The sequence below is a fragment of the Streptomyces sp. NPDC005408 genome (assembly GCF_040606445.1).
GTDB lineage: Bacteria > Actinomycetota > Actinomycetes > Streptomycetales > Streptomycetaceae > Streptomyces.
In genome coordinates this window covers 149,286-175,854 of record NZ_JBEXEX010000003.1, presented here as the reverse complement: position 1 = coordinate 175,854, position 26,569 = coordinate 149,286, and the positions used below count along the sequence as shown (strand labels likewise).

Genomic DNA, 26,569 nt, shown 5'->3' with positions numbered 1-26,569 from the left:
GCTTCCCCCTCGGCGCGAAGGCCGCGATGCCCGCGTTCCGCATTCCCGTGATCCGTATTTACGGGCCAAGTCTGCCCGAGGGGTCCGACACGTCAAGCCAGGTGCCCGTTCCGTAACCGTACGCACAAGAAGAGTCCCGGAAGCGTTACAGGAACAGCATGGAATTTGCGCGGCCCCACGGGGAACGGGTTTGATGGCCGGTCCATCACTGGGCCGTCCCGTCCCGCGAAGGCTGTAGCGTGGCGTGGCGGAGCACCCCTTAGGACTACAGCGAACACCCGCACGCGCAGTACTACAGAGTGCACGCGGACAGATACGACGGCGAGGACTGATGGCACCCGAACCCGAAGCAGGCGGCGGCGGAGTGCCGAATGCGGCGGACAACTGGGGCATCGGCGGACTGGTCGGCGACGGCCGCTACCGCCTGACCCACCCGCTCGGACGCGGCGGCATGGCCGAGGTGTTCGCGGCGGAGGACGTACGGCTGGGCCGCACGGTCGCCGTCAAGCTGCTGCGTGCCGATCTTGCCGAGGACCCGGTCTCCAAGGCCCGCTTCACCCGCGAGGCGCAGTCGGTCGCCGGCCTCAACCACCATGCGGTGGTGGCGGTCTACGACTCCGGCGAGGACGTGGTCGGCAATCAGACCGTCCCGTACATCGTGATGGAGCTCGTCGAAGGTCGCACCATCCGCGACCTGCTGGTCAAGGCGGAGGCCCCGCCGCCCGAGCAGGCGCTGATCATCGTCTCCGGTGTGCTGGAGGCGCTCGCCTACTCGCACCAGCACGGCATCGTGCACCGCGACATCAAGCCCGCGAACGTCATCATCACCAACTCCGGTGCGGTGAAGGTGATGGACTTCGGCATCGCCCGCGCTCTGCACGGCGCGCAGTCGACGATGACCCAGACCGGCATGGTCATGGGCACGCCGCAGTACCTCTCCCCCGAGCAGGCGCTGGGCAAGGCCGTCGACCACCGCTCCGACCTCTATGCCACTGGCTGTCTGCTCTACGAACTCCTCGCCCTGCGGCCCCCGTTCACCGGTGAGACGCCGCTGTCGGTGGTGTACCAGCACGTCCAGGACATCCCGCTGCCGCCGTCCGAGGTCTCGGACGTGGTGCCGCCGGAGCTCGACGGACTGGTGATGCGCTCACTCGCGAAGGACCCGGACGACCGGTTCCAGAGCGCGGAGGAGATGCGCGGCCTGGTGCAGTACGGGCTGCAGATGCTCCAGCAGCAGGGCAGCCACACCGGCGCCTGGAACACCGGACCCGTCGACCTGCACGAGCGCGGATTCACCCCGGCGATGGGGACGACCGGGCCGACCGCGGTGCACCACCCGGTGCACGGCGAGACCTCGCACAGCCCGATCCTGCCTCCGACGAACCCGAACGACGGCGGGTACGACGGCGGTCACCGGAACGGCCGCGGCGGCAAGGGCGGCGGCCGCAGCAAGATGTGGCTGCTCGCCGTGCTCGCCGTGCTGGCGATCGCCGGCGGTGTCGCCTTCGCGCTGAACAAGGCGAACGACGGCGGCTCGAACCAGAAGAACAACACGACGGTCACCGAGACCCCGTCGACGCCGGACACCACGCCGACGCCGACGGACGAGGACACCGAGCCGAGCGAGGGCACGGACCCCACGGGCGACGAGCAGCAGCCGTCGTACACGCCCTCGTACACGCCGTCGTACACACCGAGCGATCCGCAGACGCCGACGGACGACCCGACGACGGCGGATCCGACGGACCAGCCGACGGAGCCTACGGACCGGCCGACGACGGCGGATCCGACGGACCAGCCGACGGATCCCACGGGTGATCCGACGGGTACTCCGGGCGGCGGCGGCGCCTGACGGCCGGCGGGGCTGAAGTTCAGCCCGGCTCAGCCCGGTTCAGCCCGCGAAGGCGTCCCGAACCGCCTCGTACTCCTTCGTCCACCACACCGCCAGGGCCGACGCCGCAGGAAACTGCGGGTCGGCCCTTCGGTCGTGCAGCTGGTAGCGCCAGCGCAGTATCCAGAAGTCGTTGAGCCGCTCCCACCACACCCGGTGCACCGCGGCCGCCAGTTCGGCCGTGTCCGCGCCCGCCGCCCGCCGATAGGCCCGCGCGTACGCCCGTACCTTGGGCAACTCCAGCTCACCGGCGGGCTGGACGAAGAAGATCGCCGCCGCCCGTACGGCCTCCTCCGCGCGCGGCTGTACCCCCAGCCGGTCCCAGTCGACGATCGCGGCCGGTTCAGCGCCCCGGTAGAGCAGGTTCAGCGGGTGGAAGTCGCCGTGCACCCAGCAGCCCGCGGAGGCCGGTGGCGGTCTGCGGTCGGCATGGCGTTCCAGGAGCGCGCGCCGTTCGAGGAGCCGGTGCTCGGCCAGATTGTCGAAAGGGTCACGGGGGCGGGCGTCGCGTGCGAGAGCCAGCAGTTCTTCGATGAGCGCGAAGGTCTCCTCGGGGTCCGCGCTCTCGTGCTCCTCGCACTGCGTCTCGTCCACCTCCATGACCCGCTCCAGACAGGTGTGCACGAGACCGAGGAGGGAGCCGAGCCGCCGGGACTGGGCCGTCGTCAGCTGCGCGCCGTCGCGGTGCCGCCCCTCGATCCAGGGGTGCAGGGCGTAGCACCGGCCGCCGATCACCGCGACCGTGTCGCCGTGCGCGTCCTCGACGGGCGGGGCGACGGGGACACCGAGTGTCTGGAGGCGCTGCGTGGCCCGGTGCTGGCGGGCGATGGCCTCGCGGTCGCCGTCGAGGTGGTGTTTGAGGAAGTACGCGCCACGGGTGGTGGCGAGCCGGTAGCCGCGGTTGAGGAGCCCCTGGGTGACGGGCTCGCAGGAGAGCGGTTCGCCCGGGTTCTCGTAGCGGCGCAGCAGTGCACCGACGGGTGGGGCAGTTGCAAATGAGCGCGGCACTCGCCAGATGTTAGATCACGCAGCGTGGCGGGCGGGCTGCTCTTCCAGATAATCCAGGGTCTGTGCGGTCACGAACTGCGGCTGGATGTGCATGAAGACCGGATCGAAGGGCTGGCCGTTCACATGGTGGGGCGCGGGGCCGAACAGCTTCAGCTGGTCGTCGGTCGGCTCGACGATCCGCGCGGTGCCGGTGAACTGCACGGACCAGAGCGCCGCGGCACCGGAGTTGAGGTTGTCCGCGCCGTACGCCACGACGCTGCCGTTGCACGCGCGGTGGTACCCGAAGCCGCGGTGTATCCGCAGGACGACACAGCCGTCCACCACGATGTGACGGGCGGCGGCCACGAAGGGCATCGCCCGCATGCTGGTCCCCAGCCGTCCGTACGAGACCCGGGTGAGCAGCTCGATGGCGCGGAGTTCCTCGGTGGACATGACTCCACTCTCCGTCACCGACACCCTGGCGGAACAGGGCCCCAGGCCCCTCGCCGAGGGGCCGTAAGACCCGGTTGCGGGGCCGGAACGGGTTAGCCCGGACGGGTGAGCCGTGATCCGAAGGAGTCAGTGGTGCTGACGCTCCGCCTGCATCCTGGCCACGTACGCGGCGGCCTGCGAACGCCGCTCCATGCCCAGCTTGGAGAGCAGACTGGAGACATAGTTCTTGATCGTCTTCTCGGCGAGATGGAGCCGCTCGCCGATGACCCGGTTGGTCAGGCCCTCCCCGATCAGGTCGAGGATCTTGCGCTCCTGCTCGGTGAGGCCCGCCAGCCTGTCGCCGCCCTTGGGGCTGTTTCCGTCGCGCAGCCGCTGCAGTACGCGGGCGGTGGCCACCGGGTCCAGCAGCGACTTGCCGGCCGCCACGTCCCGTACCGCTGTCAGCAGCTCATTGCCGCGGATCGCCTTGAGGACATAACCCGAGGCACCGGCCATGATCGCGTCGAAGAGCGCCTCGTCGTCGGCGAACGAGGTCAGCATCAGGCATTTGATGCCCTCGTCCCGGGAACGGATCTCGCGGCAGACCTCCACGCCGCTGCCGTCCGGCAGCCGGACGTCGAGCACGGCGACGTCGGGGCGGGTCGCAGGGATCCTGACCAGGGCGTCCGCGGCCGTGCCTGCCTCACCGACGACCTCGATGTCGTCCTCGACGGAGAGCAGTTCATGCACGCCACGCCGGACAATTTCATGGTCGTCCAGCAGAAATACGGTGATTTTTCCCTCTTCGGGCACGAAAGCAGTGTCACACATCTACTCTTCCCGTGCCCGGGGTGGCCGGGATAACGTGCCGGTGTTCCGGCGGCCTGCAAGGCTGTGACCAGTGGTTGTTCCCGCATTTCTCGATTTACTTGGAAATCCAAGCAAAATCGCAGGTCAAGTGGGGTTTCGCAGTAATGCGACCCACTGGGTAACGTGCCTTTGGCAGGGCGCTCGCCGGGGCACTTGTCACGCCTGTTCCCGGCTGCGTCGCACCCACCCCGTGCACGGGTACTGGAATCAGGCGAGCCGCACTGGTTTGCCCGGCGAACCCGGGGACCGGACCGACGGAGGAGCACGCACGTGACCGTGGAGAGCACTGCCGCGCGCAAACCGCGACGCAGCACCAAGCGGGTGAGCGCCGCGAAGAAGCCGCAGAGTTCCGAGCCCCAGCTCGTACAGCTGCTGACGCCCGAGGGTGAGCGCGTCGAGCACCCGGACTATGAGATCGACCTGACTCCGGACGAGCTGCGCGGGCTGTACCGGGACATGGTCCTGACCCGCCGCTTCGACGCCGAGGCCACCGCTCTCCAGCGGCAGGGCGAGCTCGGACTGTGGGCGTCGCTGCTGGGCCAGGAGGCCGCACAGATCGGCTCGGGCCGGGCGCTGCGCGACGACGACTATGTCTTCCCGACCTACCGCGAGCACGGCGTCGCCTGGTGCCGCGGGGTCGACCCGACGAATCTGCTCGGCATGTTCCGTGGCGTGAACCACGGCGGCTGGGACCCGAACACCAACAACTTCCACCTGTACACGATCGTCATCGGCTCGCAGACGCTGCACGCCACCGGCTACGCGATGGGCGTGGCCAAGGACGGCGCCGACTCGGCCGTGATCGCGTACTTCGGTGACGGCGCGTCCAGCCAGGGTGACGTCGCGGAGTCGTTCACCTTCTCCGCGGTCTACAACGCCCCCGTGGTGTTCTTCTGCCAGAACAACCAGTGGGCGATCTCCGAGCCGACCGAGAAGCAGACCCGTGTGCCGCTCTACCAGCGCGCCCAGGGCTACGGCTTCCCCGGCGTCCGCGTCGACGGCAATGACGTACTCGCCTGCCTGGCCGTGACCCGCTCCGCGCTGGAGCGTGCCCGGCGTGGCGAGGGTCCGACCCTGGTCGAGGCGTTCACCTACCGGATGGGCGCGCACACCACGTCGGACGACCCGACGAAGTACCGTGCGGACGAGGAGCGCCAGGCCTGGGAGGCCAAGGACCCGATCCTGCGGCTGCGTACGTATCTCGAGAACGCCGGCCACGCCGACGAGGCGTTCTTCACCTCCCTGGAGGAGGAGAGCGAGACGCTCGGCAAGCGGGTGCGTGAGGCGGTGCGGGCCATGCCCGACCCGGACCACCTGGCGATCTTCGAGAATGTCTACGCCGACGGACACGCGCTCGTCGACGAGGAGCGAGCCCAGTTCCTCGCGTACCAGGCGTCCTTCGCCGAGGAGGGCAACTAATCATGGCCGTACAGAAGCTTCCCCTCGCCAAGGCGCTCAACGAGTCGCTGCGCAAGGCACTCGACACTGACCCCAAGGTCCTGATCATGGGTGAGGACGTCGGCAAGCTCGGCGGCGTCTTCCGGGTGACCGACGGACTGCAGAAGGACTTCGGCGAGGACCGGGTCATCGACACCCCGCTCGCCGAGTCCGGCATCGTCGGCACGGCGATCGGTCTCGCGCTGCGCGGCTACCGGCCGGTCGTGGAGATCCAGTTCGACGGCTTCGTCTTCCCCGCGTACGACCAGATCGTCACGCAGCTCGCGAAGATGCACGCCCGCGCGCTCGGCAAGATCAAGCTGCCGGTCGTCATCCGCATTCCCTACGGCGGCGGCATCGGCGCGGTCGAGCACCACAGTGAGTCCCCGGAGGCCCTGTTCGCGCATGTCGCGGGCCTCAAGGTGGTCTCGCCGTCCAATTCCTCCGACGCGTACTGGATGCTTCAGCAGGCGATCCAGAGCGACGACCCGGTGATCTTCTTCGAGCCGAAGCGGCGCTACTGGGACAAGAGCGAGGTCGACACCGAGGCCATCCCGGGCCCGCTGCACAAGGCCCGCGTCGCCCAGGCCGGCTCTGACCTCACCCTCGTGGCGTACGGTCCGATGGTGAAGGTCTGCGTCGAGGCGGCCGCCGCGGCCGCCGAGGAGGGCAAGTCGGTGGAGGTCATCGACCTGCGCTCGATGTCCCCGATCGACTTCGACTCCATCCAGACCTCCGTGGAGAAGACGGGCAGGCTCGTCGTCGTCCACGAGGCCCCGGTCTTCTACGGCTCCGGCGCGGAGATCGCCGCTCGCATCACGGAGCGGTGCTTCTACCACCTGGAGGCCCCGGTGCTCAGGGTCGGAGGCTTCCACGCCCCCTACCCGCCGGCACGCCTCGAGGAGGAGTACCTCCCGGGACTTGACCGGGTGCTGGACGCCGTCGACCGCTCGCTCGCGTACTGAGGAGTGCCGTGACCATGACTCAAGACACTTCGCTCCGCTTCCGTGAGTTCAAGATGCCCGACGTGGGCGAGGGACTCACCGAGGCCGAGATCCTCAAGTGGTACGTCCAGCCCGGAGACACGGTGACGGACGGCCAGGTCGTGTGCGAGGTCGAGACGGCGAAGGCGGCCGTCGAGCTGCCGATCCCGTACGACGGCGTGGTGCACGAGCTGCGCTTCGAGGAGGGCACGACCGTCGACGTCGGCACCTCGATCATCACGATCGACGTGGCGCCGGGCAGCGGTGACGCGGCCCCGGCTGCCGCCGCTCCCGTTGTCGACACGCCCGCCGCAGAGGAGGCCGAGCCCAAGGGCCGTACCCCCGTCCTCGTCGGATACGGCGTCGCCGAGACCTCCACCAAGCGCCGCGCCCGCAAGGGCACGTCGCCCGTCCCGGAGCAGGCCGCGGCGGCCGCCGCGATCCAGACCGAGATGAACGGCCACGGAGTGGCGCCCACCGCGGCCCGCCCGCTGGCCAAGCCCCCGGTCCGCAAGCTCGCCAAGGACCTGGGCATCGATCTGGCGACGGTCACCCCGACCGGGCCCGACGGAGTCATCACGCGGGAGGACGTCCACGCGGCGGCCGCCCCGGCTCCGGCGGCCGCGCCGGTCCAGGCCGAGCCCGTGATCGCCGCACAGCCTGCGCCCGCGCCTGTCGCGGCGGGCGCCCGGGAGACCCGTATCCCCATCAAGGGTGTACGGAAGGCCATCGCGGCGGCGATGGTCGGCAGCGCCTTCACCGCGCCGCATGTCACGGAGTTCATCACGCTCGACGTGACGCGGACGATGAAGCTCGTCGACGAGCTCAAGGCCGACAAGGACATGGCGGGGGTGCGGGTCAATCCGCTGCTGCTGATCGCCAAGGCGCTGCTGGTCGCGATCAAGCGCAATCCCGAGGTCAACGCCGCCTGGGACGAGGCCAACCAGGAGATCGTGCAGAAGCACTACGTCAACCTGGGCATCGCGGCGGCCACGCCGCGCGGTCTGATCGTGCCGAACATCAAGGACGCGCACGACAAGACCCTGCCCGAACTGGCGCAGGCGCTCGGTGAGTTGGTCTCCACTGCCCGCGAGGGCAAGACCACTCCGGCGGCCATGCAGGGCGGCACGGTGACGATCACCAACGTCGGCGTCTTCGGCGTCGACACCGGTACGCCGATCCTGAACCCCGGCGAGTCCGCGATCCTCGCGGTCGGCGCGATCAAGCTCCAGCCGTGGGTCCACAAGGGCAAGGTCAAGCCGCGCCAGGTCACCACGCTCGCGCTCTCCTTCGACCACCGGCTGGTCGACGGGGAACTGGGCTCCAAGGTGCTCGCGGATGTCGCCGCGATCCTTGAGCAGCCCAAGCGGCTGATCACCTGGGCCTGACGGGCCCGAAACGTCGAGGCCCCGTGACGCGATGCGTCACGGGGCCTCGTGTTTTCACCGGTGGGTCAGTCGCGCTGAGCGCCGACCGGGAGCGTTCGCACCTTCATCGACTCGGCGGTGCTGGAACCGAAACCGAAGTCCAGGAGCTTCGCCGCGTCCTTGGTGCGCTCGGTGACGCTGGAGCTGCCGAGGACGACGCCGACGTAGGTCTTGGTGCCGCGGGTGGCGGCGAAGACGAGGCAGGGGCCGGCAGCCGTGCCGGTGCCGGTCTTCACGCCGATGGCCCCGCTGTACGAGCCGAGGAGCGTGTTGGTGTTGTACCAGGTGTACGTGCGGGTGGCGCCGGTGCTCGTCGTCGCGACGGTCTTGTACGACGTGGCCTTGACGACATCGCGGAAGGTCGCGCTGCTCATCGCGTGGCGTGCGAGCTTCGCCAGGTCCCACGGGGTGGTGTAGTTGGCGCCCGCCGCGGAGATGCCGTCGAACGAGTCGAAGTGCGTGTTCACCAAACCCAGCTGCTTGGCCTTGGTGTTCATCTTGCCGATGAACGAAGACGTGCGGGCGGCGGTCGTCGTCCCGGTGCCGTAGGCGTCGGCGAGGGCGTACGCGGCGTCGCAGCCGGACGGCAGCATCATCGCGGACAGCAGCTGACGGACGGTCAGCTTGTCACCGGTGCGCAGGTCCGCGGTGCTCGCGCCCTGCCGGACGACATAGTCCCGGTACGCCTGCTTCACGGTGATCTTCTTGGTGAGGTCCACGCCCGGCTGGGTGAGGACCGTGATGGCCGTCACCAGCTTCGTCGTGCTCGCCATCTGGCGGCGGGTGTTGTTGGCCTTGCCGTAGATCGGCTTGCCGTCCGCCTGGTCGAGCAGGAACCCGCCCTTGGCGCTGATGGCCGGGATCGGCACCGCCGCCTGGGCGGGCGCGGCCAGGGGTGAGGCCGCCATCAGCAGGCCGCCGGCGAGGGCGACGCCGGCGGCTCTGCGCAGGCCCTTGCTTTTGAGTATCAAAGGGAACGCTCCGATAGTCGCGTTTGTGTCGAAAGTCCGTTAAATTCCGTGACTTTCGCGGTCGATTTCAAGTCGATGGGGCCCAGGAAAAGCAGGGTCCCGATACGAGACCGGCGAGCGGGGCCAATGGATGTACGGATGTTGCGTGCATCTTTCCGGGGCGCTCAATTCCCTGGTCCGTCCTGCATCGTGGACGCGGCTTTCTGATGCACCTGTGTTGTATCTAAGCTGTGCGCATGCCCGCCGCCGCCCCTGCCGCAGAACGCGTTTACACCCACATCAAGCAAGCCGTCCTCGACCGCCGCTACGAAGGCGGAACCCTCCTCACCGAGGGCGAACTGGCCGACGCCGTCGGCGTATCGCGCACCCCCGTCCGCGAGGCTCTCCTCAAGCTGGAGGTCGAGGGGCTGATCAAGCTCTACCCGAAGAAGGGCGCCCTGGTCCTCGCCGTCTCCGCACAGGAGATCGCCGATGTGGTGGAGACCCGGCTGCTGGTCGAGGAGCATGCCGCCCGCAAGGCCGTACCGGCATCGCCGCGGCTGATCGCCCGGCTCGAAGAGCTCCTCGAACAGCAGAAGCGGCAGGGTGAAGAAGGTGACCTGGCCGCTGTCGCCGTCACCGACCGCTGCTTCCACGCCGAGATCGTGCGCAGCGGCGGCAACGAAATCCTCTCCCGGCTCTACGACCAACTCCGCGACCGGCAGCTAAGGATGGGCGTCGCCGTCATGCACTCCCACCCCGACCGGATCGCCAAGAACGTCGCCGAGCACAGCGAGATCCTCGAAGCCCTGCGTGCCGGCGACCCCGATGCGGCGGCGGCCCTCGTCCACCGGCACGTCGGCTGGTTCAGCAACCTGGCGCGGGGTGAGGTCCGGTGAGCGCCCCCGCCCTCGCTCTGCCGGGCGATCCACCCGGCGGCCGGCGCGCCGCCGGGGTCTGGGGCATCGGCGTCGCTGTCTACTTCGTCGCCGTCATCTTCCGTACGTCCCTGGGCGTCGCCGGCCTCGACGCCGCCGACCGCTTCGACGTCAACGCCTCCGCCCTGTCCACCTTCTCCATCCTCCAACTGCTGGTGTACGCGGGGATGCAGATACCCGTCGGGCTGATGGTCGACCGCCTCGGCACCAAGAAGGTCCTCACCATCGGCGTGGTGCTCTTCACGGTCGGACAGCTCGGCTTCGCGCTCTCCCCCTCGTACGGAATGGCGCTCGCGTCCCGCGCGCTGCTCGGCTGCGGCGACGCGATGACCTTCATCAGCGTGCTGCGGCTCGGCACGCGCTGGTTCCCCGCGCGGCGCGGGCCCCTCATCGGGCAGGTCGCCGCGCTCTTCGGGATGGCGGGCAACCTCGTCTCGACCATCGTCATCGCCCGGATGCTCCACGGCATCGGCTGGACGGCCACCTTCGCGGGCAGCGCGGGCGCCGGACTGGTCGTGCTCGTCCTGCTGACGCTGTTCCTGAAGGACCACCCCGAGGGCCATGAGCCGCCGCCCGCCGAGCACGCGGGCTCAGCGTTCGTACGCAAGCAGATCGCCCAGTCCTGGCGGGAGCCCGGCACCCGGCTCGGCATGTGGGTGCACTTCACCACTCAGTTCCCCGCCATGGTGTTCCTGCTGCTGTGGGGGATGCCCTTCCTCGTTGAGGCACAGGGACTGTCCCGGGAGACAGCGGGCGAGCTGCTGACCCTGGTGGTGCTCTCCAACATGATGGTGGGCCTGGTGTACGGGCAGATCATTGCGCGCCACCATGCGGCCCGGGTCCCGCTCGCCCTCGGCACGGTCGGGGCGACCGCCCTCGTGTGGGCGACCACCATTGTGTACCCCGGAGACCATGCCCCGATGTGGCTGCTGATCACACTGTGCACGGTGCTCGGGGCGTGCGGGCCCGCGTCGATGATCGGCTTCGACTTCGCCCGCCCCGCCAATCCCCCGGAGCGGCAGGGGACGGCGTCGGGCATCGTCAACATGGGCGGCTTCGTGGCCTCCATGACGACGCTGCTGGCGGTCGGGGTGCTGCTGGACGCGACGGGCGACAACTACCGGATCGCGTTCTCGTCGGTGTTCGTGCTGGAGGCGGCCGGGATCGCGCAGATCCTGCGGCTGCGGGCACGCACGGTGCGGCGGGAGCGGGAACGGCTGGTGGCGAGCCGGGTGGAGGCCGTGCACGTACCGGCGTGACCGGGCCCGGCGCGCCGCATCGCGCGGCGTGACCGGTCCGGCGCGCGCGTGTGTGAGGCGCGCGCGCCGGCGCTTCGGCTACGGCGTGACCGCGAACTCCCGCAGGATGGCCGCGGCCAGCTCCGTGTCCCCGTCCACCTTGATCCGGTCCGGCACCGCGGACGCCCGCACCCGCCCGCAGGCGAGGCGGACGTACGTCTCCCAGTCAATCGCGAGGGTCACCAGGGGCCCCAGCGACGGCGCGCCGTCGATCGTGCCGCGGCCGTCCGCGTCCACCCGGACTGTCCGCAAGAACTCCACCGGGCCGTGCACATCGAAGACGACCGCCGAATTCGCGGGCGCACCAGCGTCCTTGGCGACCACCTTCGGCAGGGCTTCGAGCAGACAGTCCCTGGCGATGTACGCGCCGGGGGAGTCGAGATTGCCCGGCTTGCCGAGCGCGATCCGCAGATCCTGCTCGTGCGCCCACGTGTCGAACGCGCGCATCCGCATGGCGAGTTCAAGGGTCTGCTCGGCGCCGAGCGGGGCCCGGACCATGGTGTCGGGGGCGCGGTTCTCGTTGCGCAGCTGACGGGCCCGGCGGATGATCGTGTACTCCAGCTCGGAGGTCATCTCCGGCGCCGTGTGGTGGCGGCGCACATCGACCTGCATCTCCATGTAGCGGGCGAACTCGCTCTGCACATGGTAGAGATCACGCGGCAGCGTATGGATGGGCCGGGGATCGCCGAGCATCTCGCACTCCATGCCGATGACATGCGAAACGACATCGCGCACCGACCAGGAGGGGCACGGTGTCGGCCGGTTCCATTCGCCTTCCACGAGCGGCTGCACCAGCTCGGCTATTGATTCGATGGAGTGGGTCCAGGCATCGGCGTAGGTCTGGAGGCTGGGATGGACGGTCACGGGACCCCTCGGCGGTTCTGCGGTACGCGGGCTGGGCTGCTGACTGCTGGGCTGCGTGGGAGGCTCGGCAGTTAAGTTACGCTGCCGGGCGGCACCCCGGCAGTGCTTTCGTGTGACGATCGTAGGCCCGCGTTTGACGGCTCGAATGCCAGGACGGTGGTAGTGTGCGCGCCTCACTCATCCAGATCGCAGTAGACCCGGACGAATCGGTCAATAGTCGTCGGGTGCGGGCCGCTTCGCTCGTACGCGAACAACAGGGCGCCGATCTGGTGATCCTGCCGGAGCTGTGGCCCGTCGGCGCCTTCGCCTACGAGTCCTTCGCCGAGGAGGCGGAGACGACCGCGGGGCCGACGTACGAGGTGATGGCCAAGGCCGCGAGTGATGCGGGCGTCTGGCTGCACGCAGGCTCCATCGTCGAGAAGGCGGCCGACGGCACCCTCTACAACACCTCCCTCGTGCTCTCCCCCACCGGTGACCTGGTCGGCACCTACCGCAAGATCCACCGCTTCGGCTTCGACAAGGGGGAGGCGGTGATGATGGGCGCGGGCGACGAGCTCGTCACCGTCCCGCTGCCGGGGCTCACCGTCGGACTGGCGACCTGCTACGACCTTCGCTTCCCCGAGCTCTTCCGCGGCCTCGTGGACGCCGGCGCCCAGGCCTTCGTCGTCCCGGCCGGCTGGCCCGCCCGCCGCGGCGAACACTGGACCCTGCTGGCCCGCGCCCGCGCGGTGGAGAACCAGGCCTACGTTCTCGCCTGCGGGACCGCCGGCACGCACGCGGGGGTCGAGCAGGCGGGGCACAGCATCGTGGTCGACCCCTGGGGCGAGGTGCTGGCCGAGGCGGGGCCGGGCGAGGAGATCCTGAGCGTGGAGCTCGACGCGGCGAAGGTGACGACGACGCGGGAACAGTTCCCTGCGCTGAAGGACCGCCGGCTGGGGCTGGACACCCCCTAGCCCGCGGCGGACCCGGACGCCGCTGCGGCGTCCAGGGTCCGGGGTCCGGAGCTAGTCGTCGTCGCCGTCCCGCTCCTTCTCCGCCATACGGATCACGCACACCGCCACCGCAATCATCAGCGCCGCATCCGCGTCCTCCCGTACGACGTTCACCGCGTACGTCTCCCGCACCCGGAACCACTGCCGGGAGATGTGGGCCAGCAGCTCGCCGTCGTACTCGACCACGAACTCCCGGTCCAGGATCCGGCCGCTGACATCCAGCTCCGTGCCCTCGACGAGCGTCACCCGATAGTGGTTGCGCAGCAGCGAAAGCCGCTTCTTGCGGATCGTGGCGAGCGGGGCGTCGTCCCGTTCGATGGTCATCGTGTCGCGCAGGCTGAGCAGCTTCTTGCGCAGCGTGATCAGCACGAGCCCGGTCGGGTCCTTGAGCTCCAGCGTGTCGCGCAGCCGCAGCGCCTTGCCGTCGACGAGGAAGGCGTGGCGGCCCTGCTCGTCCTCGATCCAGTAGTCGTCACCGATCGCGAGGATCTTGTCGCGTACGAGGTATTTCATGGGTGGAATGCGTACCCGGTCGCGTGCTGTTGGATGGGGTTATGGCTACACGTGCACGCGTTCGGGCGCCCGAGCTGATCGGCAAGGGCGGCTGGCTCAATACCGGCGACACTCAGTACACCCTCGCTGACCTGCGAGGACGCATCGTTATCCTCGATTTCTGGACATTTTGCTGCATCAACTGTCTGCATGTCCTGGACGAGCTGCGCGAGCTCGAGGAGAAGCACCGCGACACCGTGGTGATCATCGGGGTCCACTCGCCGAAGTTCGTGCACGAGGCCGAGCACCAGGCCGTCGTCGACGCCGTCGAGCGCTACCAGGTGCACCACCCCGTGCTGGACGATCCCGAGCTCGCCACCTGGAAGCAGTACGCCGTACGGGCCTGGCCCACCCTCGTCGTCATCGACCCCGAGGGCTATGTCGTCGCCCAGCACGCGGGCGAGGGGCATGCGCACGCCATCGAGAAGCTCGTCGAGGAGCTGGAGGCCGAGCACGCCGCCAAGGGCACGCTGCGGCGCGGTGACGGGCCGTATGTGGCGCCCGAACCCGTCGCCACGCATCTGCGCTTCCCCGGCAAGGCGCTCGTGCTGCCCGACGGCGATTTCCTGGTCTCCGACACCACCCGCCACCAGCTGGTTCGGCTGGCCGCCGACGGCGAGACGGTCGTCCAGCGGTACGGCGACGGGGAGCGCGGGCTCGTCGACGGCGGCCCGGAGCGGGCGCGGTTCAGCGAGCCGCAGGGACTCGCCCTGTTGCCGGACGGCCGCGTCGTCGTCGCCGACACGGTCAACCACGCGCTGCGCGTGCTCGACCTGGAGACCAGCGAGACCACGACCGCCGCCGGAACCGGCAGGCAGTGGTGGCAGGGCTCGCCGACCTCTGGAGTCGCGCGCGAGGTGGACCTCTCCTCGCCGTGGGACGTGGCCTGGTGGCAGGGCGAGGTGTGGATCGCGATGGCCGGTGTGCACCAGCTGTGGGCGTACGACCCCGAGCGCGGCACGGTGCGCGTCGCGGCGGGCACCACCAACGAGGGGCTCGTCGACGGTCCGGTCGCCGAGGCCTGGTTCGCGCAGCCGTCCGGGCTCGCGGCGACCGAGGAGCGGCTGTGGATCGCCGACTCCGAGACCAGTGCGCTGCGGTACGTCGACCGCGATGGCGCCGTGCACACCGCCGTCGGCACCGGGCTCTTCGACTTCGGCCACCGGGACGGGGCGGCCGGACAGGCCCTGCTCCAGCACGCGTTGGGCGTCACCGCGCTGCCCGACGGTTCGGTGGCCGTATCCGACACGTACAACCATGCGCTGCGCCGCTACGCACCTCCTGCTCACGAGGGGGCGAGCGGCGAGGTGACCACCCTGGCCACCGACCTGCGGGAGCCGAGCGACGCCGTGCTGGTGGGCGAGGACATCGTGGTGGTGGAGTCCGCCCGGCACCGGCTGACCCGGCTGCGGCTGCCGGATGAGGCGGTACGGGTCGAGGCCGTCGCCCACCGCACACAGCGCGCCGCGACCGAAGTCACCGCGGGCAAGCTGCGGTTGGACGTGGTCTTCCAGGCCCCGGCCGGCCAGAAGCTGGACACCCGGTACGGGCCGTCGACGCGGCTGCTCGTCTCCTCGACCCCGCCGGAGCTGCTGACCGGCGGCGAGGGTGCGGGCACGGACCTCTCGCGCGACCTGGAGATCGACCCGGCGGTCGCCGAGGGCGTCCTGCATGTCTCGGCGATGGCGGCGTCATGCGACGACGATCCCTCGAACGAGTACCCGGCCTGCCATGTGCACCAGCAGGACTGGGGTGTTCCGGTGCGGGTGAGCGCGGACGGCGTCACGCGACTGCCGCTCGTACTGGCCGGGATGGACCAGGAGTAGCGGGGGCTAGGGAGTGTCTTCAAAGTAGCGTCGTCCGCTCGCCGGGCAGACGGGACTTTGAAGACACGACCTAGCGGAACAGCCCCTGACGCAGGGGCTTGTGGCCCGCCGCGCCGTCCAGACAGCCGTTCACCCACAGGCCCGGGTCGTACGTCGCCTTGCGCCCGCCCCACCCCGCCGCCCGGAGGCTCTCGCACCCGCCGGCCAGGAGCTTCTTGGTCTCCTGGCCGGTCGGGTCGTACTTCCGGACACGGTTGCCCTGGAGGTAGCCCGCTTCGTACGCGATGTCCTCGGCCCACGGCGGCCGCTCGTTGTGCCGCTGGATGACGAACCAGCACCCTGCGAGAAGGACCGCGGCCGCCGAGGCGAGCACGAGGGACAGGGTGCGGCGCGAGGGGCCGGGCCGGTGGGTGACGACCGGGTGATGACCATGGAGAACCATGGTCATCACCGTTGCCTACGACTGCTTTCGCAGATGTTTCGCAGGCGCCCAACCGGCCCTCCCGCGACGGAACTTCAGGCCTCCAGGAACGCGGTGAGCGCGTTCGCCAGCAGATACGGGTCCTCCGCGCCGCACAGCTCGCGCGCGCTGTGCATCGACAGGATCGCCACGCCGATGTCGACCGTCTGGATTCCGTGCCGGGCGGCGGTGATCGGGCCGATGGTCGTGCCGCACGGCATCGCGTTGTTCGACACGAACGTCTGCCACGGCACCCCGGCCCGCTCGCAGGCCGCGGCGAAGACCGCGCGGCCGCTGCCGTCGGTGGCGTACCGCTGGTTGACGTTCACCTTGAGGATCGGGCCGCCGTTGGCCCGCGGGTGGTGGGTCGGGTCGTGCCGTTCGGCGTAGTTGGGGTGGACGGCGTGGCCCGTGTCGGACGACAGGCACACGGTGCCCGCGAAGGCGCGCGCCCTGTCCTCGTACGCACCGCCGCGCGCGAACACCGAGCGCTCCAGCACATTGCCGAGCAGCGGGCCGTCGGCGCCGGTGTCGGCCTGCGAGCCGTTCTCCTCGTGGTCGAAGGCCGCGAGGACCGGGATGTACGGCAGGTCTCCGGACTCGGCGGCCGCGGCGAGCGCGGCCGTGCCCGCGTGCACCGACAGCAGGTTGTCCATCCGCGGACCGGCCACCAGGTCCTGGTCACGACCCAGATAGGACGGCGGCTCGATGGAGTGCACCATCAGGTCCCAGCCGGTGGCCTCGCCGTCGGCGAGGCCGGACTCCTGCTCCAGGAACCGGATCAGATCGCCCTCCTCGACGTCGCCGAGACCCCAGATGGGCTGGAGGTGCTTCTGCCGGTCCAGCTTCAGCCCGTCGTTGGCCGAGCGGTCCAGATGGATGGCGAGCTGCGGTACGCGCAGCAGCGCCCGGTCGATGTTGACCAGGCGGTGGCTGCCGTCGCGCAGGGTGAGGCGACCCGCGAGACCGAGGTCCCGGTCCAGCCAGGTGTTGAGCAGCGTCCCGCCGTACACCTCGACGGCGATCTGCCGCCAGCCGTACGCCCCGGTGTCCGGAAGCGGCTTGACCCGCAGATTGGGCGAGTCGGTGTGGGCGCCGACGATCCGGAACGGGGTGTGGGGCTGGGCGCTCTCCGGCACGTACCAGGCGATGATCGCGCCGCCGCGCAGCACATACTTGCCGCCGGTGCTGCCGTCCCAGGAGTCGGTCTCAAGGACCTGCCGGAATCCGGCCTTCTCCAGCCGCGCGGCCGCGTTGGCGACCGCGTGGTACGGCGACGGGCTCGCCGCCAGGAAGGACATCATGTCGTCGGTGTGGCCGCGGTCGAAGCGGGCGGGTCTCGCGCTCATGGGGTCACCTTAACGAGGGATACGCGTCCGCCGGTTGCCGATCCTCGGCGGCCCAGGTCGACGGCGCGTCGGCCGGTCGGGCGGGCAGGTCCGTGCGCCCACCGCGGGTCAGCCGTCGAGCCCGGCCGAGGGGGTCTCGCCCTGCTCCGCCTGCTCCGCGCGCTCGGCCAGCATCGCCGCGAAGGCCTTCACACGGTCGTCCGGGACGGTGTCCGTCCCGGCCGTGCTGGTCTCCACCCAGATGAGGGTGGCGCCGACCCTCACCTGCGCGAGGGTGGCGGGGCCGCCGGCGGCGCCCATCGCACCGCGCTGTGCGAAGCGCTCGTCGCCGACCTCGCCGATGTCGATCTTCTTGGGGTCGCGGCCGACGCTGGGCCCGAAGTACTTCCCAAGGGTGTCGTTGCCGTTCTCGGCGGACTTCTCGTCCTGGTAGGCGATCAGCCAGAAGTCGAGCTGGGTCTTCGTCGAGCGGTCGAAGTAGGTCGCCAGGCCCTGGAAGCGGCCGCCGTCGCAGCCCTTCCTGTAGGTCCCGGGACAGAATCTCTTGCCGGCCTCGCTGTCCATGGCGATGCCCACCGGCTCCGCCAGGGGCTTCCAGCCGGGCACGGCCGCGGCGTTCGGCAGTACGGCCTGGGCCTGCCGCTGGGTGAGGGCCTTGGCCGCCGCAGGGTCCGGGCCCTTGCCCTTCTTGCTCCCGCCGTCTTCGCTCGCCCCGCCGGTATCGCTCACACAGCCGCTGAGCAGTACTGCCGCGGCCAGGGTCGCGGTGAGCAACGTCACCGTTCGCTGAATCATCGCGGTGCCCCCTTCAGCGGCCGATCATAGAAGCGGCCCGCCCCCGGTGAGAGGGCGGGCCGCTTCACGGACGGGAACGGGTGACTAGAACGCCGCCTCGTCCAGGTCCATCAGCGAGCTGTCGACCGTCTCCGCGAGCGCGCGCTCGGCCGAGACGCCCGGCAGGACGTTCGCGGCGAAGAACTTCGCGGCCGCGATCTTGCCCTGGTAGAACGGCACGTCCTTGGCGGAGGCCGTCTCGAGCTTCTCCGCCGCGACCGCCGCGCCGCGCAGCAGCAGGTAGCCGACGACCACGTCGCCCGAGGCCATCAGCAGGCGGGTGGTGTTCAGGCCCACCTTGTAGATGTTCTTGACGTCCTCGCCGGTGGCGATGAGGTCGTTCGTCATCGTGCCGACGATCGCCTCCAGGTCCACCGCGGCCTTGGCCAGCGCGTCGCGGGCCGGGGCCAGCTCCTCGCCGCCGGTGCCGACCGCCAGGAACTTCTTGATCTCCTCGGAGAGGGTGTTCAGCGCCTGGCCCTGGTCACGGACGATCTTCCGGAAGAAGTAGTCCTGGCCCTGGATGGCCGTGGTGCCCTCGTAGAGGGTGTCGATCTTCGCGTCCCGGATGTACTGCTCGACCGGGTACTCCTGCAGGTAGCCGGAGCCGCCGAAGGTCTGCAGCGACTGGGCCAGCTGCTCGTACGACTTCTCCGAGCCGTAGCCCTTCACGATCGGCAGCAGCAGGTCGTTCAGCGCGACAAGGGCCTTGGCGTCCTCGCCCGCGGCCTCCTTGGCGGCGATCTCGTCCTGGACGGAGGCCGTGTAGAGGACCAGGGCGCGCATGCCCTCGGCGTACGCCTTCTGCGTCATCAGCGAACGGCGCACGTCCGGGTGGTGCGTGATGGTGACCTTGGGCGCGGACTTGTCCGCGAAGTTCACCAGGTCCTGGCCCTGGACGCGCTCCTTGGCGTACTCCAGCGCGTTCAGGTAGCCGGTCGACAGGGTCGCGATGGCCTTCGTGCCGACCATCATCCGGGCGAACTCGATGATCATGAACATCTGGCGGATGCCGTCGTGCTTGTCGCCGATCAGCCAGCCCTTGGCGGGGTGCTGGTCGCCGAAGGTCATCTCGCAGGTGTTGGAGGCCTTGAGGCCCATCTTGTGCTCGACGTTCGTGGCGTACACGCCGTTGCGCTCGCCCAGCTCGCCGGTCTCCCAGTCGAAGTGGAACTTCGGCACGAGGAAGAGCGACAGACCCTTGGTGCCCGGGCCGTGGCCCTCGGGGCGGGCCAGCACGTAGTGAAGGATGTTCTCCTCCATGTCGTGCTCACCGGAGGTGATGAAGCGCTTCACACCCTCGATGTGCCAGGAGCCGTCCTCCTGCTGGATCGCCTTGGTGCGGCCGGCGCCGACGTCCGAGCCGGCGTCCGGCTCGGTGAGGACCATGGTGGAGCCCCAGCGCTTCTCGACGGCTATCTCGGCGACCTTCTTCTGCGCCTCGTTGCCCTCCTCGAAGAGGATGCCCGCGAAGGCGGGGCCCGAGGAGTACATCCAGATCGCCGGGTTCGAGCCGAGGAGCAGCTCCGCGTACGACCAGATCAGGGAGCGCGGCGAGGTGGTGCCACCGATCTCCTCGGGCAGGCCGAGGCGCCAGTACTCGGAGTCCATGAAGGCCTGGTAGCTCTTCTTGAAGGACGCCGGGACGGGCGCGGTGTTGGTCTCAGGGTCGAAGACCGGGGGGTTGCGGTCGGCGTCCGCGAAGGATTCCGCCAGCTCGTTCTCCGCGAGACGGGCGATCTCTTCGAGGATGCTCTTGGCGGTGTCGACGTCCATCTCCGCGAACGGGCCGGTGCCGTACAGCTTGTCGCGCCCGAGGACCTCGAAGAGGTTGAACTCGATGTCGCGGAGATTCGACTTGTAGTGCCCCATGGCGACGGCTCCGTAATGATCGGGAGGCGGATTTCTTATCCACGTACCAGTTAGTAGCTACGATGATGCTACCCGTCGGTAATAAGACGCAACCCTAACGGGGCAACTGTGACTCAGTACTCTTGCGTGCATGTACGGCTACGACCAGACCCCGGGCGCTCAGCAGCAGTACGTACCGCAGCAGCCCTCCTACGGGGAGCAGCCGCTCTACCCCGAGCCGTCGCCCCCTTCGCTCGCCGACGCGGTGCGGGCCTTCACCACGGCATCGCTGTCCGCGGAGGACTTCCAGCAGATCTTCGCGACCTCGAAGGTGTACTGCCCGCGCGGTGACAATCCCGGGTTCCTGGCGCTGCACAACACCCAGCAGCCGGTCATTCCGATGTTCACGTCGCTCAAGGAACTGCGCAGGTACGCGGGCAAGGAGTCCAAGTACTTCGTGATCACCGGCGCCGAGGTGATCGACCTGCTGCCGACCGGGTACGGCTTCGTCCTGGACATGGAGGGCGATCACCGGATGGTCTTCGATGCGAAGGCCGTGGAGCAGATGGTCGACTTCGCGATGCGGCGGATGTACGGCTAGGACCTGGCCGCCCTTGCTTCGCAGGCGGCTGAACAGGGTCGAGTCCTGTAGGTGCCCGGGGGGAATTCTTCCCGGGCACCTCGCGTTCCAGGTGGCAAGAAGTTCAGTCTTCAACTAAACTGGACGCACAAGGAGGCCGCCCCATGCCTGCAGTGACTGTCGAGAACCCGCTCACCCTGCCGCGCGTCACCGCGCCGGCCGATGCTCTGTCCCGCCCTGTGCTCGCCGTGACCACGGCGCCCAGCGGGTTCGAGGGAGAGGGCTTCCCTGTGCGGCGTGCCTTCGCCGGGATCAACTACCAGTACCTCGACCCGTTCATCATGATGGATCAGATGGGCGAGGTGGACTATGCGCCGGGCGAGCCCAAGGGAACGCCCTGGCACCCGCACCGCGGCTTCGAGACCGTCACGTATCTGATTGACGGAACGTTCGTCCACCAGGACAGCAACGGCGGCGGCGGAACCATCCAGAACGGCGACACCCAGTGGATGACGGCGGGCTCCGGCCTGCTGCACATCGAGGCGCCGCCGGAGACGCTGGTCATGTCCGGCGGGCTCTTCCACGGGCTCCAGCTGTGGGTGAACCTCCCGGCGAGCGACAAGATGATGGACCCCAGGTACCAGGACATCCGCGGCGGCCAGGTGCAGCTGCTCACCTCGCCCGACGGCGGTGCGCTGCTGCGGGTCATCGCCGGTGAGCTGGAGGGCCATCAGGGTCCGGGCATCACGCACACGCCGATCACGATGATCCACGCCACGCTGCGGCCCGGCGCGCAGATCGACCTGCCGTGGCGCAAGGACTTCAACGGCCTCGCGTACGTCCTGGCCGGGCGCGGCGCGGTCGGCAGCGAGCGGCGGCCCCTACGCATGGGGCAGACCGCGGTGTTCGGCGACGGCGATTCGCTCACGGTGTGGGCGGACGACACGCAGAACGGTTCGCACACCGGTGACCTTGAGGTCGTGCTGCTCGGCGGGCGCCCGATCCGGGAGCCGATGGCGCACTACGGGCCGTTCGTGATGAACAGCCAGGCGGAGCTGAGGCAGGCCGTCGAGGACTTCCAGGCCGGACGGCTCGGCACGATCCCGGCGGTGCACGGCCTGGGAGAGCCGGGCGTGGGCGAGACCCAGGGCTGACGATCCGTCAACCTGCTCGTCACCTCCTACGCCGCGCACATCCCGAAGCCGTGGCATCTGATGGGGCGTCACCCGCGTGGCCCCGGCGGGCGGGACGGCGTGTGCCCGCTGTGGTCACGTAGGAGCGTGCAGACCCTTCTTCCCGAGCCGGTGAGGCGGCTGGCCGCCTGGTGCGTGGTCGCGCTGCTGGTGGCCGGGGTCGTCGCGGTCGGCGTATGGCTGGTCGTGGCGCTCAAGACCGCCGTCACACCCGTGCTGCTCGCGCTGCTCGGGACCGCCCTGCTCGGGCCGCTGCACCGGCGGCTCGTCAGGATGAGGGTGCATCGCTCTCTCGCCGCGGGACTGACCTGTGCCGCTGTCGTCGTCGTCATGGGCGGGGCGGTGTACGTCGTCGTGCATGCCCTCATCGAGACGGGCGACCAGATCCTCGCCGCACTGCGCCAGGCGGCCAGGGATGTCGCCAAGCACTTCGGGGCCGCCGGGACCTCGCTCGATGATGTCGCCACCAACGCCAAGGACCTGCTGGCGAAGTTCGGCGGAACCGCCGCGTCCGGGGTGATCAGCGGGCTCAGCGTGGTGGGGGAGCTGATTGCCGCATCCGTGCTCGCCCTGCTGCTCATCTTCTTCTTCCTCCGGGACTCGCACAGGGCCGCCGGTGTGCTGCGGTCCCTCGCCCCGCGCTCGACCGGAGACGTCGTCGAGGCCATGGGACGCCGCGCGTTCGAGGCCGTCGAGGGCTTCATGCGCGGGACCACGTTCATCGCGCTTATCGACGCGGTCTGCATCACCGTCGGGCTGCTGATTCTGCGCGTCCCCGGAGCCGTCGGTCTGGGAGCGCTCGTCTTCGTCGGTGCGTACATCCCCTACCTCGGCGCCTTCATCTCAGGCACCGTCGCCATCCTCGTCGCGCTCGCTGACCGCGGGTTCGTGATCGCGCTCTGGGTGCTGGGGGTGGTCGTCGCCGTGCAGTTGCTGGAGGGGCATGTGCTCCAGCCTGCGATCCAGAGCCGTACGGTCCAGATGCATCCGGCCGTCGTGATGCTGGCGATCACCGCGGGGGCGTCCATCGCCGGGGTTCTCGGGATGCTCCTCGCCGTACCGCTCACCGCCGCCGTGTTCGGCGTGATCGGCGAGCTGCGCACCCGCTACTCCGCCGGGACGGACTCCGGAACGGGCTCGGAAACGGGCTCGGAAACGGACTCGGGTTCGGCCGACTCGTAGAGCTCGAACCAGATCGACTTGCCCTCGCCGCGCGGATCGACGCCCCACGCGTCCGCCAGCATCTCCATCAGCACCAGACCCCGGCCCGAGGACGCCATCTCGCCCGGCCGCCGCTTGTGCGGCAGTTCGTCGCTGGTGTCCGCGACCTCCACCCGCAGCCGCCGCCGTGCGCGGGCCTCGGAGCAGGTCACCTCGGCGACCAGCAGGGCGTTGCCGTCCGTGTGGACCAGCACATTGGTCACGATCTCGGAGACGATCAGCACCGCGGAGTCGATCTGCTCCTCGTCCGTCCAGTCGTGTCGTCCGCCCCGCCACGATCAGCGGCAGAAACGCCCAGGACTGCCGGCCGAAACGCTGCGCGAGCGGCCAGGCGGTGGGGTAGCGGCGGCGGTACTCGTCCGGCGTCGGGAGGTAGCAGGCCCGCCCGGTGCGCACCACCTCGGCGGCCGGATAGTCGGTGTCGAGCGACATGTCGGTGAACGGGTCGTCGTCGCCCTCGCTGTGCCCGTGGTGCCCGGTGATCGTCAGCCGCTCGCCCGCCACCCCGAAGACGGCGAGACCGTCCGGCGAGAAGCCGGGCATGGACAAGGACGCGGCGACCCGAAGCACCTCGGCGGTGGAACGGGCCTCGGCCAGCGCCCGGCCGGCGTCCAGCAGGAACGCCTCGCGCGAGCGCCGCCAGTCGCCGGTGATGGGGGACTGCGCGGCCGCCGTGCCCGGCTGGGGCTCGGCGACCTCCTGGACGATGCCGACCAGCTCGTAGTCGTTGCCACGTATGGATGGAGCCTGTCCCGGCGGGTGGCATGTTTATGCCAATGAGGCGGACGGGGGCCGGGCGGTAACCTTGACGGGCCCACCCCCTCTCTAATCGCTAAGACTGGATGAACGACGATGCATCGGTACAGGTCCCACACCTGCGGCGAGCTCCGCGCCTCTGACGTCTCCGCCGACGTCCGGCTGAGCGGCTGGCTGCACAATCGCCGAGACCTGGGCGGCATCCTCTTCATCGATCTGCGCGATCACTACGGCATCACGCAGCTCGTCGCCCGCCCCGGCACCGCCGCCTACGAGGCCCTCGACAAGGTCAACAAGGAGTCGGTCGTCCGCGTCGACGGACGGGTCGTCTCGCGCGGCGCCGAGAACATCAACCCCGAGCTGCCCACCGGCGAGATCGAGGTCGAGGTCTCCGAGGTCGAGCTGCTCGGCGCCTCGCAGCAGCTGCCGTTCCAGATCAACACCGACGACGGAGTGGGTGAGGAGCGCCGCCTGGAGTACCGCTTCCTCGACCTGCGCCGCGAGCGCATGCACCGCAACATCATGCTGCGCACGGCCGTGATCTCCGCGATCCGGCACAAGATGACGGCGCTCGGCTTCAACGAGATGGCCACCCCGATCCTGACCGCGACGTCCCCCGAGGGCGCGCGCGACTTCGTGGTGCCCTCCCGGCTGAACCCCGGCAAGTTCTATGCGCTGCCGCAGGCTCCGCAGCAGTTCAAGCAGCTGCTGATGATCTCGGGCTTCGACCGTTACTTCCAGATCGCGCCCTGCTTCCGCGACGAGGACGCCCGCGCCGACCGCTCGCCGGGCGAGTTCTATCAGCTCGACGTGGAGATGAGCTTCGTCGAGCAGGAGGACGTCTTCCAGCCGATCGAGAAGCTGATGACCGAGCTCTTCGAGGAGTTCGGGGGCGGCCGGCACGTCACCTCGCCGTTCCCGCGGATTCCCTTCCGCGAGTCGATGCTCAAGTACGGCAACGACAAGCCGGACCTGCGCGCCCAGCTGGAGCTCGTCGACATCTCGGACGTCTTCGAGGGCTCGGAGTTCAAGGCCTTCGCGGGCAAGCACGTGCGCGCGCTGCCGGTGCCCGACACCGCATCGCAGCCGCGGAAGTTCTTCGACGGTCTCGGTGACTTCGCCGTCGAGCACGGCGCGAAGGGCCTGGCCTGGGTGCGCGTGGGCGAGGAAGGTTCGTTGACCGGCCCGATCGCCAAGTTCCTCACCGAGGAGAACGTCAAGGTCCTCACCGAGCGTCTCTCGCTCGCTCCCGGCCACGCGATCTTCTTCGGCGCGGGTGAGTTCGACGAGGTCTCCAAGATCATGGGCGCGGTCCGCGTCGAGGCCGCCAAGCGTGCCGGTCACTTCGAGGAGGGCGTGTTCCGGTTCTGCTGGATCGTCGACTTCCCGATGTACGAGAAGGACGAGGAGACCGGCAAGATCGACTTCTCGCACAACCCGTTCTCGATGCCGCAGGGCGGCCTTGAGGCCCTGGAGACCCAGGACCCGCTGGACATTCTGGGCTGGCAGTACGACATCGTCTGCAACGGCGTCGAGCTGTCCTCGGGCGCGATCCGGAACCACGAGCCCGAGATCATGTTCAAGGCCTTCGAGATCGCGGGCTACTCGAAGGAGACCGTCGAGCACGAGTTCTCCGGCATGCTCCGCGCCTTCCAGTTCGGCGCCCCGCCGCACGGCGGCATCGCCCCCGGCGTCGACCGCATTGTGATGCTGCTGGCCGACGAGCCGAACATCCGCGAGACGATCGCCTTCCCGCTCAACGGCAACGCGCAGGACCTGATGATGGGCGCGCCGACGGAGCTGGACGAGGCGCGGCTGCGCGAGCTGAACATCGCGCTGCGCAAGCCGGTCGCCGACAAGGACAAGTAGCCCACAGGCCGAAAGGGCCCGGGAACCGAAAGGTTCCCGGGCCCTTCTGCGTGCCGCGGGCAACCCGGCGGCGGCGGTGGCGCTGCTCGGCGGCGACCCGGCCCCGGACTCCGTGATCTTTGTCAGCCCCTGTGTCTCCGGCGACGCCTCACACACTCTGGCCGAAACGCGACAGATGATCTGATATGTCCGCTGTCGAACTGAAAGGCCCGCACATGTCCCTCCGCACAGGACCGTTCACGGCGGTCGCACTGGCCGTCGCCGGTCTGCTGCTCACCGGCTGCGCGGGCGCCGGCGGCGAGGCGGCGCCCCCGGCCGCGCAGAGATCCGCGAGCGCCGCCGCCGGGACGGGTTCTGCCGGGCGCCCCGGCCCCAAGGCGCAGATCGTCCGGCCGCAGGAGATCCCCGCCCTCGGACCGCAGACCCGCGCCAAGATCATCCCGGCGAACGAGCAGGCAGTCGTGGTGGTCGGCGACGGCCCCGACTCCAACCAGTCCGTCGCCACGCTCTACGAGCGCATCCCCACCCTGGGCTGGAAGGCCGTGTCCGAACCGTGGCCGGCGCACAACGGCCTCCGCGGCTGGACCGACGACCACTACGTCGCCGATCATCGCTCGCCCATCGGGGTCTTCGGCCTCACGGACGCGGGCGGCAAGCTGCCCAACCCGGGCACGAAGCTCCCGTACGACGAGGAGGAACTCTTCGACGCACCCGGCACCGGCTTCGAGGGCGAGCCGCTCGAGGGCTCCTTCGACCTTGTGGTGGCCATCAACTACAACCGCGAGCCGGGGGCCACCCCGCTGGACTGGGCCCGGCCGCTCGGCGCGGAGAAGGGCGGCGGGATCTGGATCCACGTCGACCACGGCGGGCCGACGCAGGGCTGCGTGGCGCTGCAGCGGGAGCGGATGAAGGAGTTGCTGGTGTGGCTCGACCCGGCGAAGAGGCCGGTGGTGGTGATGGGCGACGCGGCGGCGCTGAGCCGTTGAGTACGTAAGCGAAGGGGCGAAGT

The 26,569-nt window shown here is 69.6% G+C and carries 23 protein-coding genes and 1 pseudogene; 13 read left to right on the top strand and 11 right to left on the bottom strand.

What is annotated here, in order from left to right; all coding sequences use genetic code 11:
- Positions 1-331: 331 nt before the first annotated feature.
- Complete coding sequence (locus tag ABZS64_RS04740; protein WP_355823105.1) at positions 332-1,852, top strand: protein kinase; 1,521 nt, start codon at positions 332-334, stop codon at positions 1,850-1,852.
- 39 nt (positions 1,853-1,891) lie between these two features.
- Here ABZS64_RS04740 and ABZS64_RS04735 read toward each other — a convergent pair whose 3' ends face one another.
- The 3 genes from ABZS64_RS04735 to ABZS64_RS04725 all read right to left on the bottom strand — a co-directional run bounded on the left by ABZS64_RS04735 (position 1,892) and on the right by ABZS64_RS04725 (position 4,123).
- Complete coding sequence (locus tag ABZS64_RS04735; protein WP_355823102.1) at positions 1,892-2,899, bottom strand: phosphotransferase; 1,008 nt, start codon at positions 2,897-2,899, stop codon at positions 1,892-1,894.
- Between the two features lie 15 nt (positions 2,900-2,914).
- A complete protein-coding gene (locus tag ABZS64_RS04730; protein WP_355823099.1) occupies positions 2,915-3,331 on the bottom strand; it encodes a pyridoxamine 5'-phosphate oxidase family protein in 417 nt (138 codons plus the stop codon).
- 126 nt (positions 3,332-3,457) lie between these two features.
- On the bottom strand, positions 3,458-4,123 hold the full coding sequence (locus ABZS64_RS04725) for a response regulator transcription factor (RefSeq protein ID WP_355823096.1): 666 nt from the start codon (positions 4,121-4,123) through the stop codon (positions 3,458-3,460).
- Positions 4,124-4,450: 327 nt separating this feature from the next.
- On the opposite strand from ABZS64_RS04725, the gene pdhA reads away from it, so the two are divergent.
- Genes pdhA through ABZS64_RS04710 form a run of 3 tightly spaced genes read left to right on the top strand, consistent with a single transcriptional unit; the run spans position 4,451 to position 7,988 of the window.
- On the top strand, positions 4,451-5,599 hold the full coding sequence (gene pdhA / locus ABZS64_RS04720; RefSeq protein WP_355823093.1) for a pyruvate dehydrogenase (acetyl-transferring) E1 component subunit alpha: 1,149 nt from the start codon (positions 4,451-4,453) through the stop codon (positions 5,597-5,599).
- Between the two features lie 2 nt (positions 5,600-5,601).
- A complete protein-coding gene (locus tag ABZS64_RS04715; RefSeq protein ID WP_355823090.1) occupies positions 5,602-6,582 on the top strand; it encodes an alpha-ketoacid dehydrogenase subunit beta in 981 nt (326 codons plus the stop codon).
- Positions 6,583-6,596: 14 nt separating this feature from the next.
- Positions 6,597-7,988, top strand: coding sequence for a dihydrolipoamide acetyltransferase family protein (locus ABZS64_RS04710; protein ID WP_355823087.1), 1,392 nt, complete (start codon positions 6,597-6,599; stop codon positions 7,986-7,988).
- Positions 7,989-8,053: 65 nt separating this feature from the next.
- Here ABZS64_RS04710 and ABZS64_RS04705 read toward each other — a convergent pair whose 3' ends face one another.
- The gene (locus ABZS64_RS04705) at positions 8,054-8,935 is read right to left on the bottom strand and encodes a serine hydrolase (protein WP_355823423.1); all 882 of its coding nucleotides are present in this window, start codon (positions 8,933-8,935) and stop codon (positions 8,054-8,056) included.
- A gap of 299 nt (positions 8,936-9,234) precedes the next feature.
- Between ABZS64_RS04705 and ABZS64_RS04700 the strand changes: the two genes are divergently transcribed.
- Both ABZS64_RS04700 and ABZS64_RS04695 read left to right on the top strand, forming a co-directional pair.
- Positions 9,235-9,876, top strand: a complete 642-nt coding sequence (locus tag ABZS64_RS04700; protein WP_355823084.1) for a GntR family transcriptional regulator — start codon at positions 9,235-9,237, stop codon at positions 9,874-9,876.
- Positions 9,873-11,174, top strand: a complete 1,302-nt coding sequence (locus ABZS64_RS04695) for an MFS transporter (protein WP_355823081.1) — start codon at positions 9,873-9,875, stop codon at positions 11,172-11,174. The genes ABZS64_RS04700 and ABZS64_RS04695 overlap by 4 nt, the downstream gene beginning before the upstream one ends.
- 78 nt (positions 11,175-11,252) lie before the next feature.
- On the opposite strand, the gene ABZS64_RS04690 is transcribed toward ABZS64_RS04695, so the two are convergent.
- Complete coding sequence (locus tag ABZS64_RS04690; protein WP_355823078.1) at positions 11,253-12,077, bottom strand: maleylpyruvate isomerase family mycothiol-dependent enzyme; 825 nt, start codon at positions 12,075-12,077, stop codon at positions 11,253-11,255.
- Positions 12,078-12,241: 164 nt separating this feature from the next.
- Between ABZS64_RS04690 and ABZS64_RS04685 the strand changes: the two genes are divergently transcribed.
- The gene (locus ABZS64_RS04685) at positions 12,242-13,030 is read left to right on the top strand and encodes a carbon-nitrogen family hydrolase (RefSeq protein WP_355823076.1); all 789 of its coding nucleotides are present in this window, start codon (positions 12,242-12,244) and stop codon (positions 13,028-13,030) included.
- A 51-nt stretch (positions 13,031-13,081) separates the two neighbouring features.
- Here ABZS64_RS04685 and ABZS64_RS04680 read toward each other — a convergent pair whose 3' ends face one another.
- Positions 13,082-13,582 (bottom strand): LURP-one-related family protein, encoded by a 501-nt coding sequence (locus tag ABZS64_RS04680; protein WP_355823073.1) that lies wholly within the window; start codon positions 13,580-13,582, stop codon positions 13,082-13,084.
- 41 nt (positions 13,583-13,623) lie between these two features.
- Between ABZS64_RS04680 and ABZS64_RS04675 the strand changes: the two genes are divergently transcribed.
- Positions 13,624-15,447, top strand: coding sequence for an NHL domain-containing thioredoxin family protein (locus ABZS64_RS04675; protein ID WP_355823070.1), 1,824 nt, complete (start codon positions 13,624-13,626; stop codon positions 15,445-15,447).
- Between the two features lie 70 nt (positions 15,448-15,517).
- On the opposite strand, the gene ABZS64_RS04670 is transcribed toward ABZS64_RS04675, so the two are convergent.
- The 4 genes from ABZS64_RS04670 to ABZS64_RS04655 form a co-directional block, all read right to left on the bottom strand.
- Positions 15,518-15,895 carry a hypothetical protein gene (locus ABZS64_RS04670; RefSeq protein ID WP_355823067.1) on the bottom strand — a complete coding sequence of 126 codons (378 nt, stop codon included), beginning with the start codon at positions 15,893-15,895 and terminating at the stop codon, positions 15,518-15,520.
- Between the two features lie 68 nt (positions 15,896-15,963).
- Complete coding sequence (locus tag ABZS64_RS04665; RefSeq protein WP_355823065.1) at positions 15,964-17,256, bottom strand: M18 family aminopeptidase; 1,293 nt, start codon at positions 17,254-17,256, stop codon at positions 15,964-15,966.
- A gap of 108 nt (positions 17,257-17,364) precedes the next feature.
- Positions 17,365-18,051 (bottom strand): hypothetical protein, encoded by a 687-nt coding sequence (locus ABZS64_RS04660; protein ID WP_355823063.1) that lies wholly within the window; start codon positions 18,049-18,051, stop codon positions 17,365-17,367.
- Between the two features lie 84 nt (positions 18,052-18,135).
- Complete coding sequence (locus ABZS64_RS04655) at positions 18,136-19,962, bottom strand: acyl-CoA dehydrogenase (RefSeq protein WP_355823061.1); 1,827 nt, start codon at positions 19,960-19,962, stop codon at positions 18,136-18,138.
- Positions 19,963-20,092: 130 nt separating this feature from the next.
- Here ABZS64_RS04655 and ABZS64_RS04650 point away from each other — a divergent pair, with 130 nt between their 5' ends.
- The 3 genes from ABZS64_RS04650 to ABZS64_RS04640 all read left to right on the top strand — a co-directional run bounded on the left by ABZS64_RS04650 (position 20,093) and on the right by ABZS64_RS04640 (position 22,896).
- Complete coding sequence (locus ABZS64_RS04650; protein WP_142214650.1) at positions 20,093-20,542, top strand: SseB family protein; 450 nt, start codon at positions 20,093-20,095, stop codon at positions 20,540-20,542.
- Positions 20,543-20,685: 143 nt separating this feature from the next.
- The gene (locus ABZS64_RS04645; protein ID WP_355823058.1) at positions 20,686-21,675 is read left to right on the top strand and encodes a pirin family protein; all 990 of its coding nucleotides are present in this window, start codon (positions 20,686-20,688) and stop codon (positions 21,673-21,675) included.
- Positions 21,676-21,801: 126 nt separating this feature from the next.
- Positions 21,802-22,896, top strand: coding sequence for an AI-2E family transporter (locus ABZS64_RS04640; protein ID WP_355823055.1), 1,095 nt, complete (start codon positions 21,802-21,804; stop codon positions 22,894-22,896).
- On the opposite strand, the pseudogene ABZS64_RS04635 reads toward ABZS64_RS04640, so the two are convergent.
- Positions 22,821-23,652: pseudogene (locus ABZS64_RS04635) on the bottom strand (ATP-binding protein); the annotation flags it as partial. The gene ABZS64_RS04640 and the pseudogene ABZS64_RS04635 overlap by 76 nt on opposite strands.
- A gap of 135 nt (positions 23,653-23,787) precedes the next feature.
- Between ABZS64_RS04635 and aspS the strand changes: the two are divergent.
- Positions 23,788-25,560, top strand: coding sequence for an aspartate--tRNA ligase (gene aspS / locus ABZS64_RS04630; protein WP_355823052.1), 1,773 nt, complete (start codon positions 23,788-23,790; stop codon positions 25,558-25,560).
- Between the two features lie 215 nt (positions 25,561-25,775).
- Positions 25,776-26,546: a L,D-transpeptidase family protein gene (locus ABZS64_RS04625; protein WP_355823050.1), complete on the top strand. Its 771-nt coding sequence runs from the start codon at positions 25,776-25,778 to the stop codon at positions 26,544-26,546.
- The last annotated feature ends 23 nt before the right edge of the window (positions 26,547-26,569 follow it).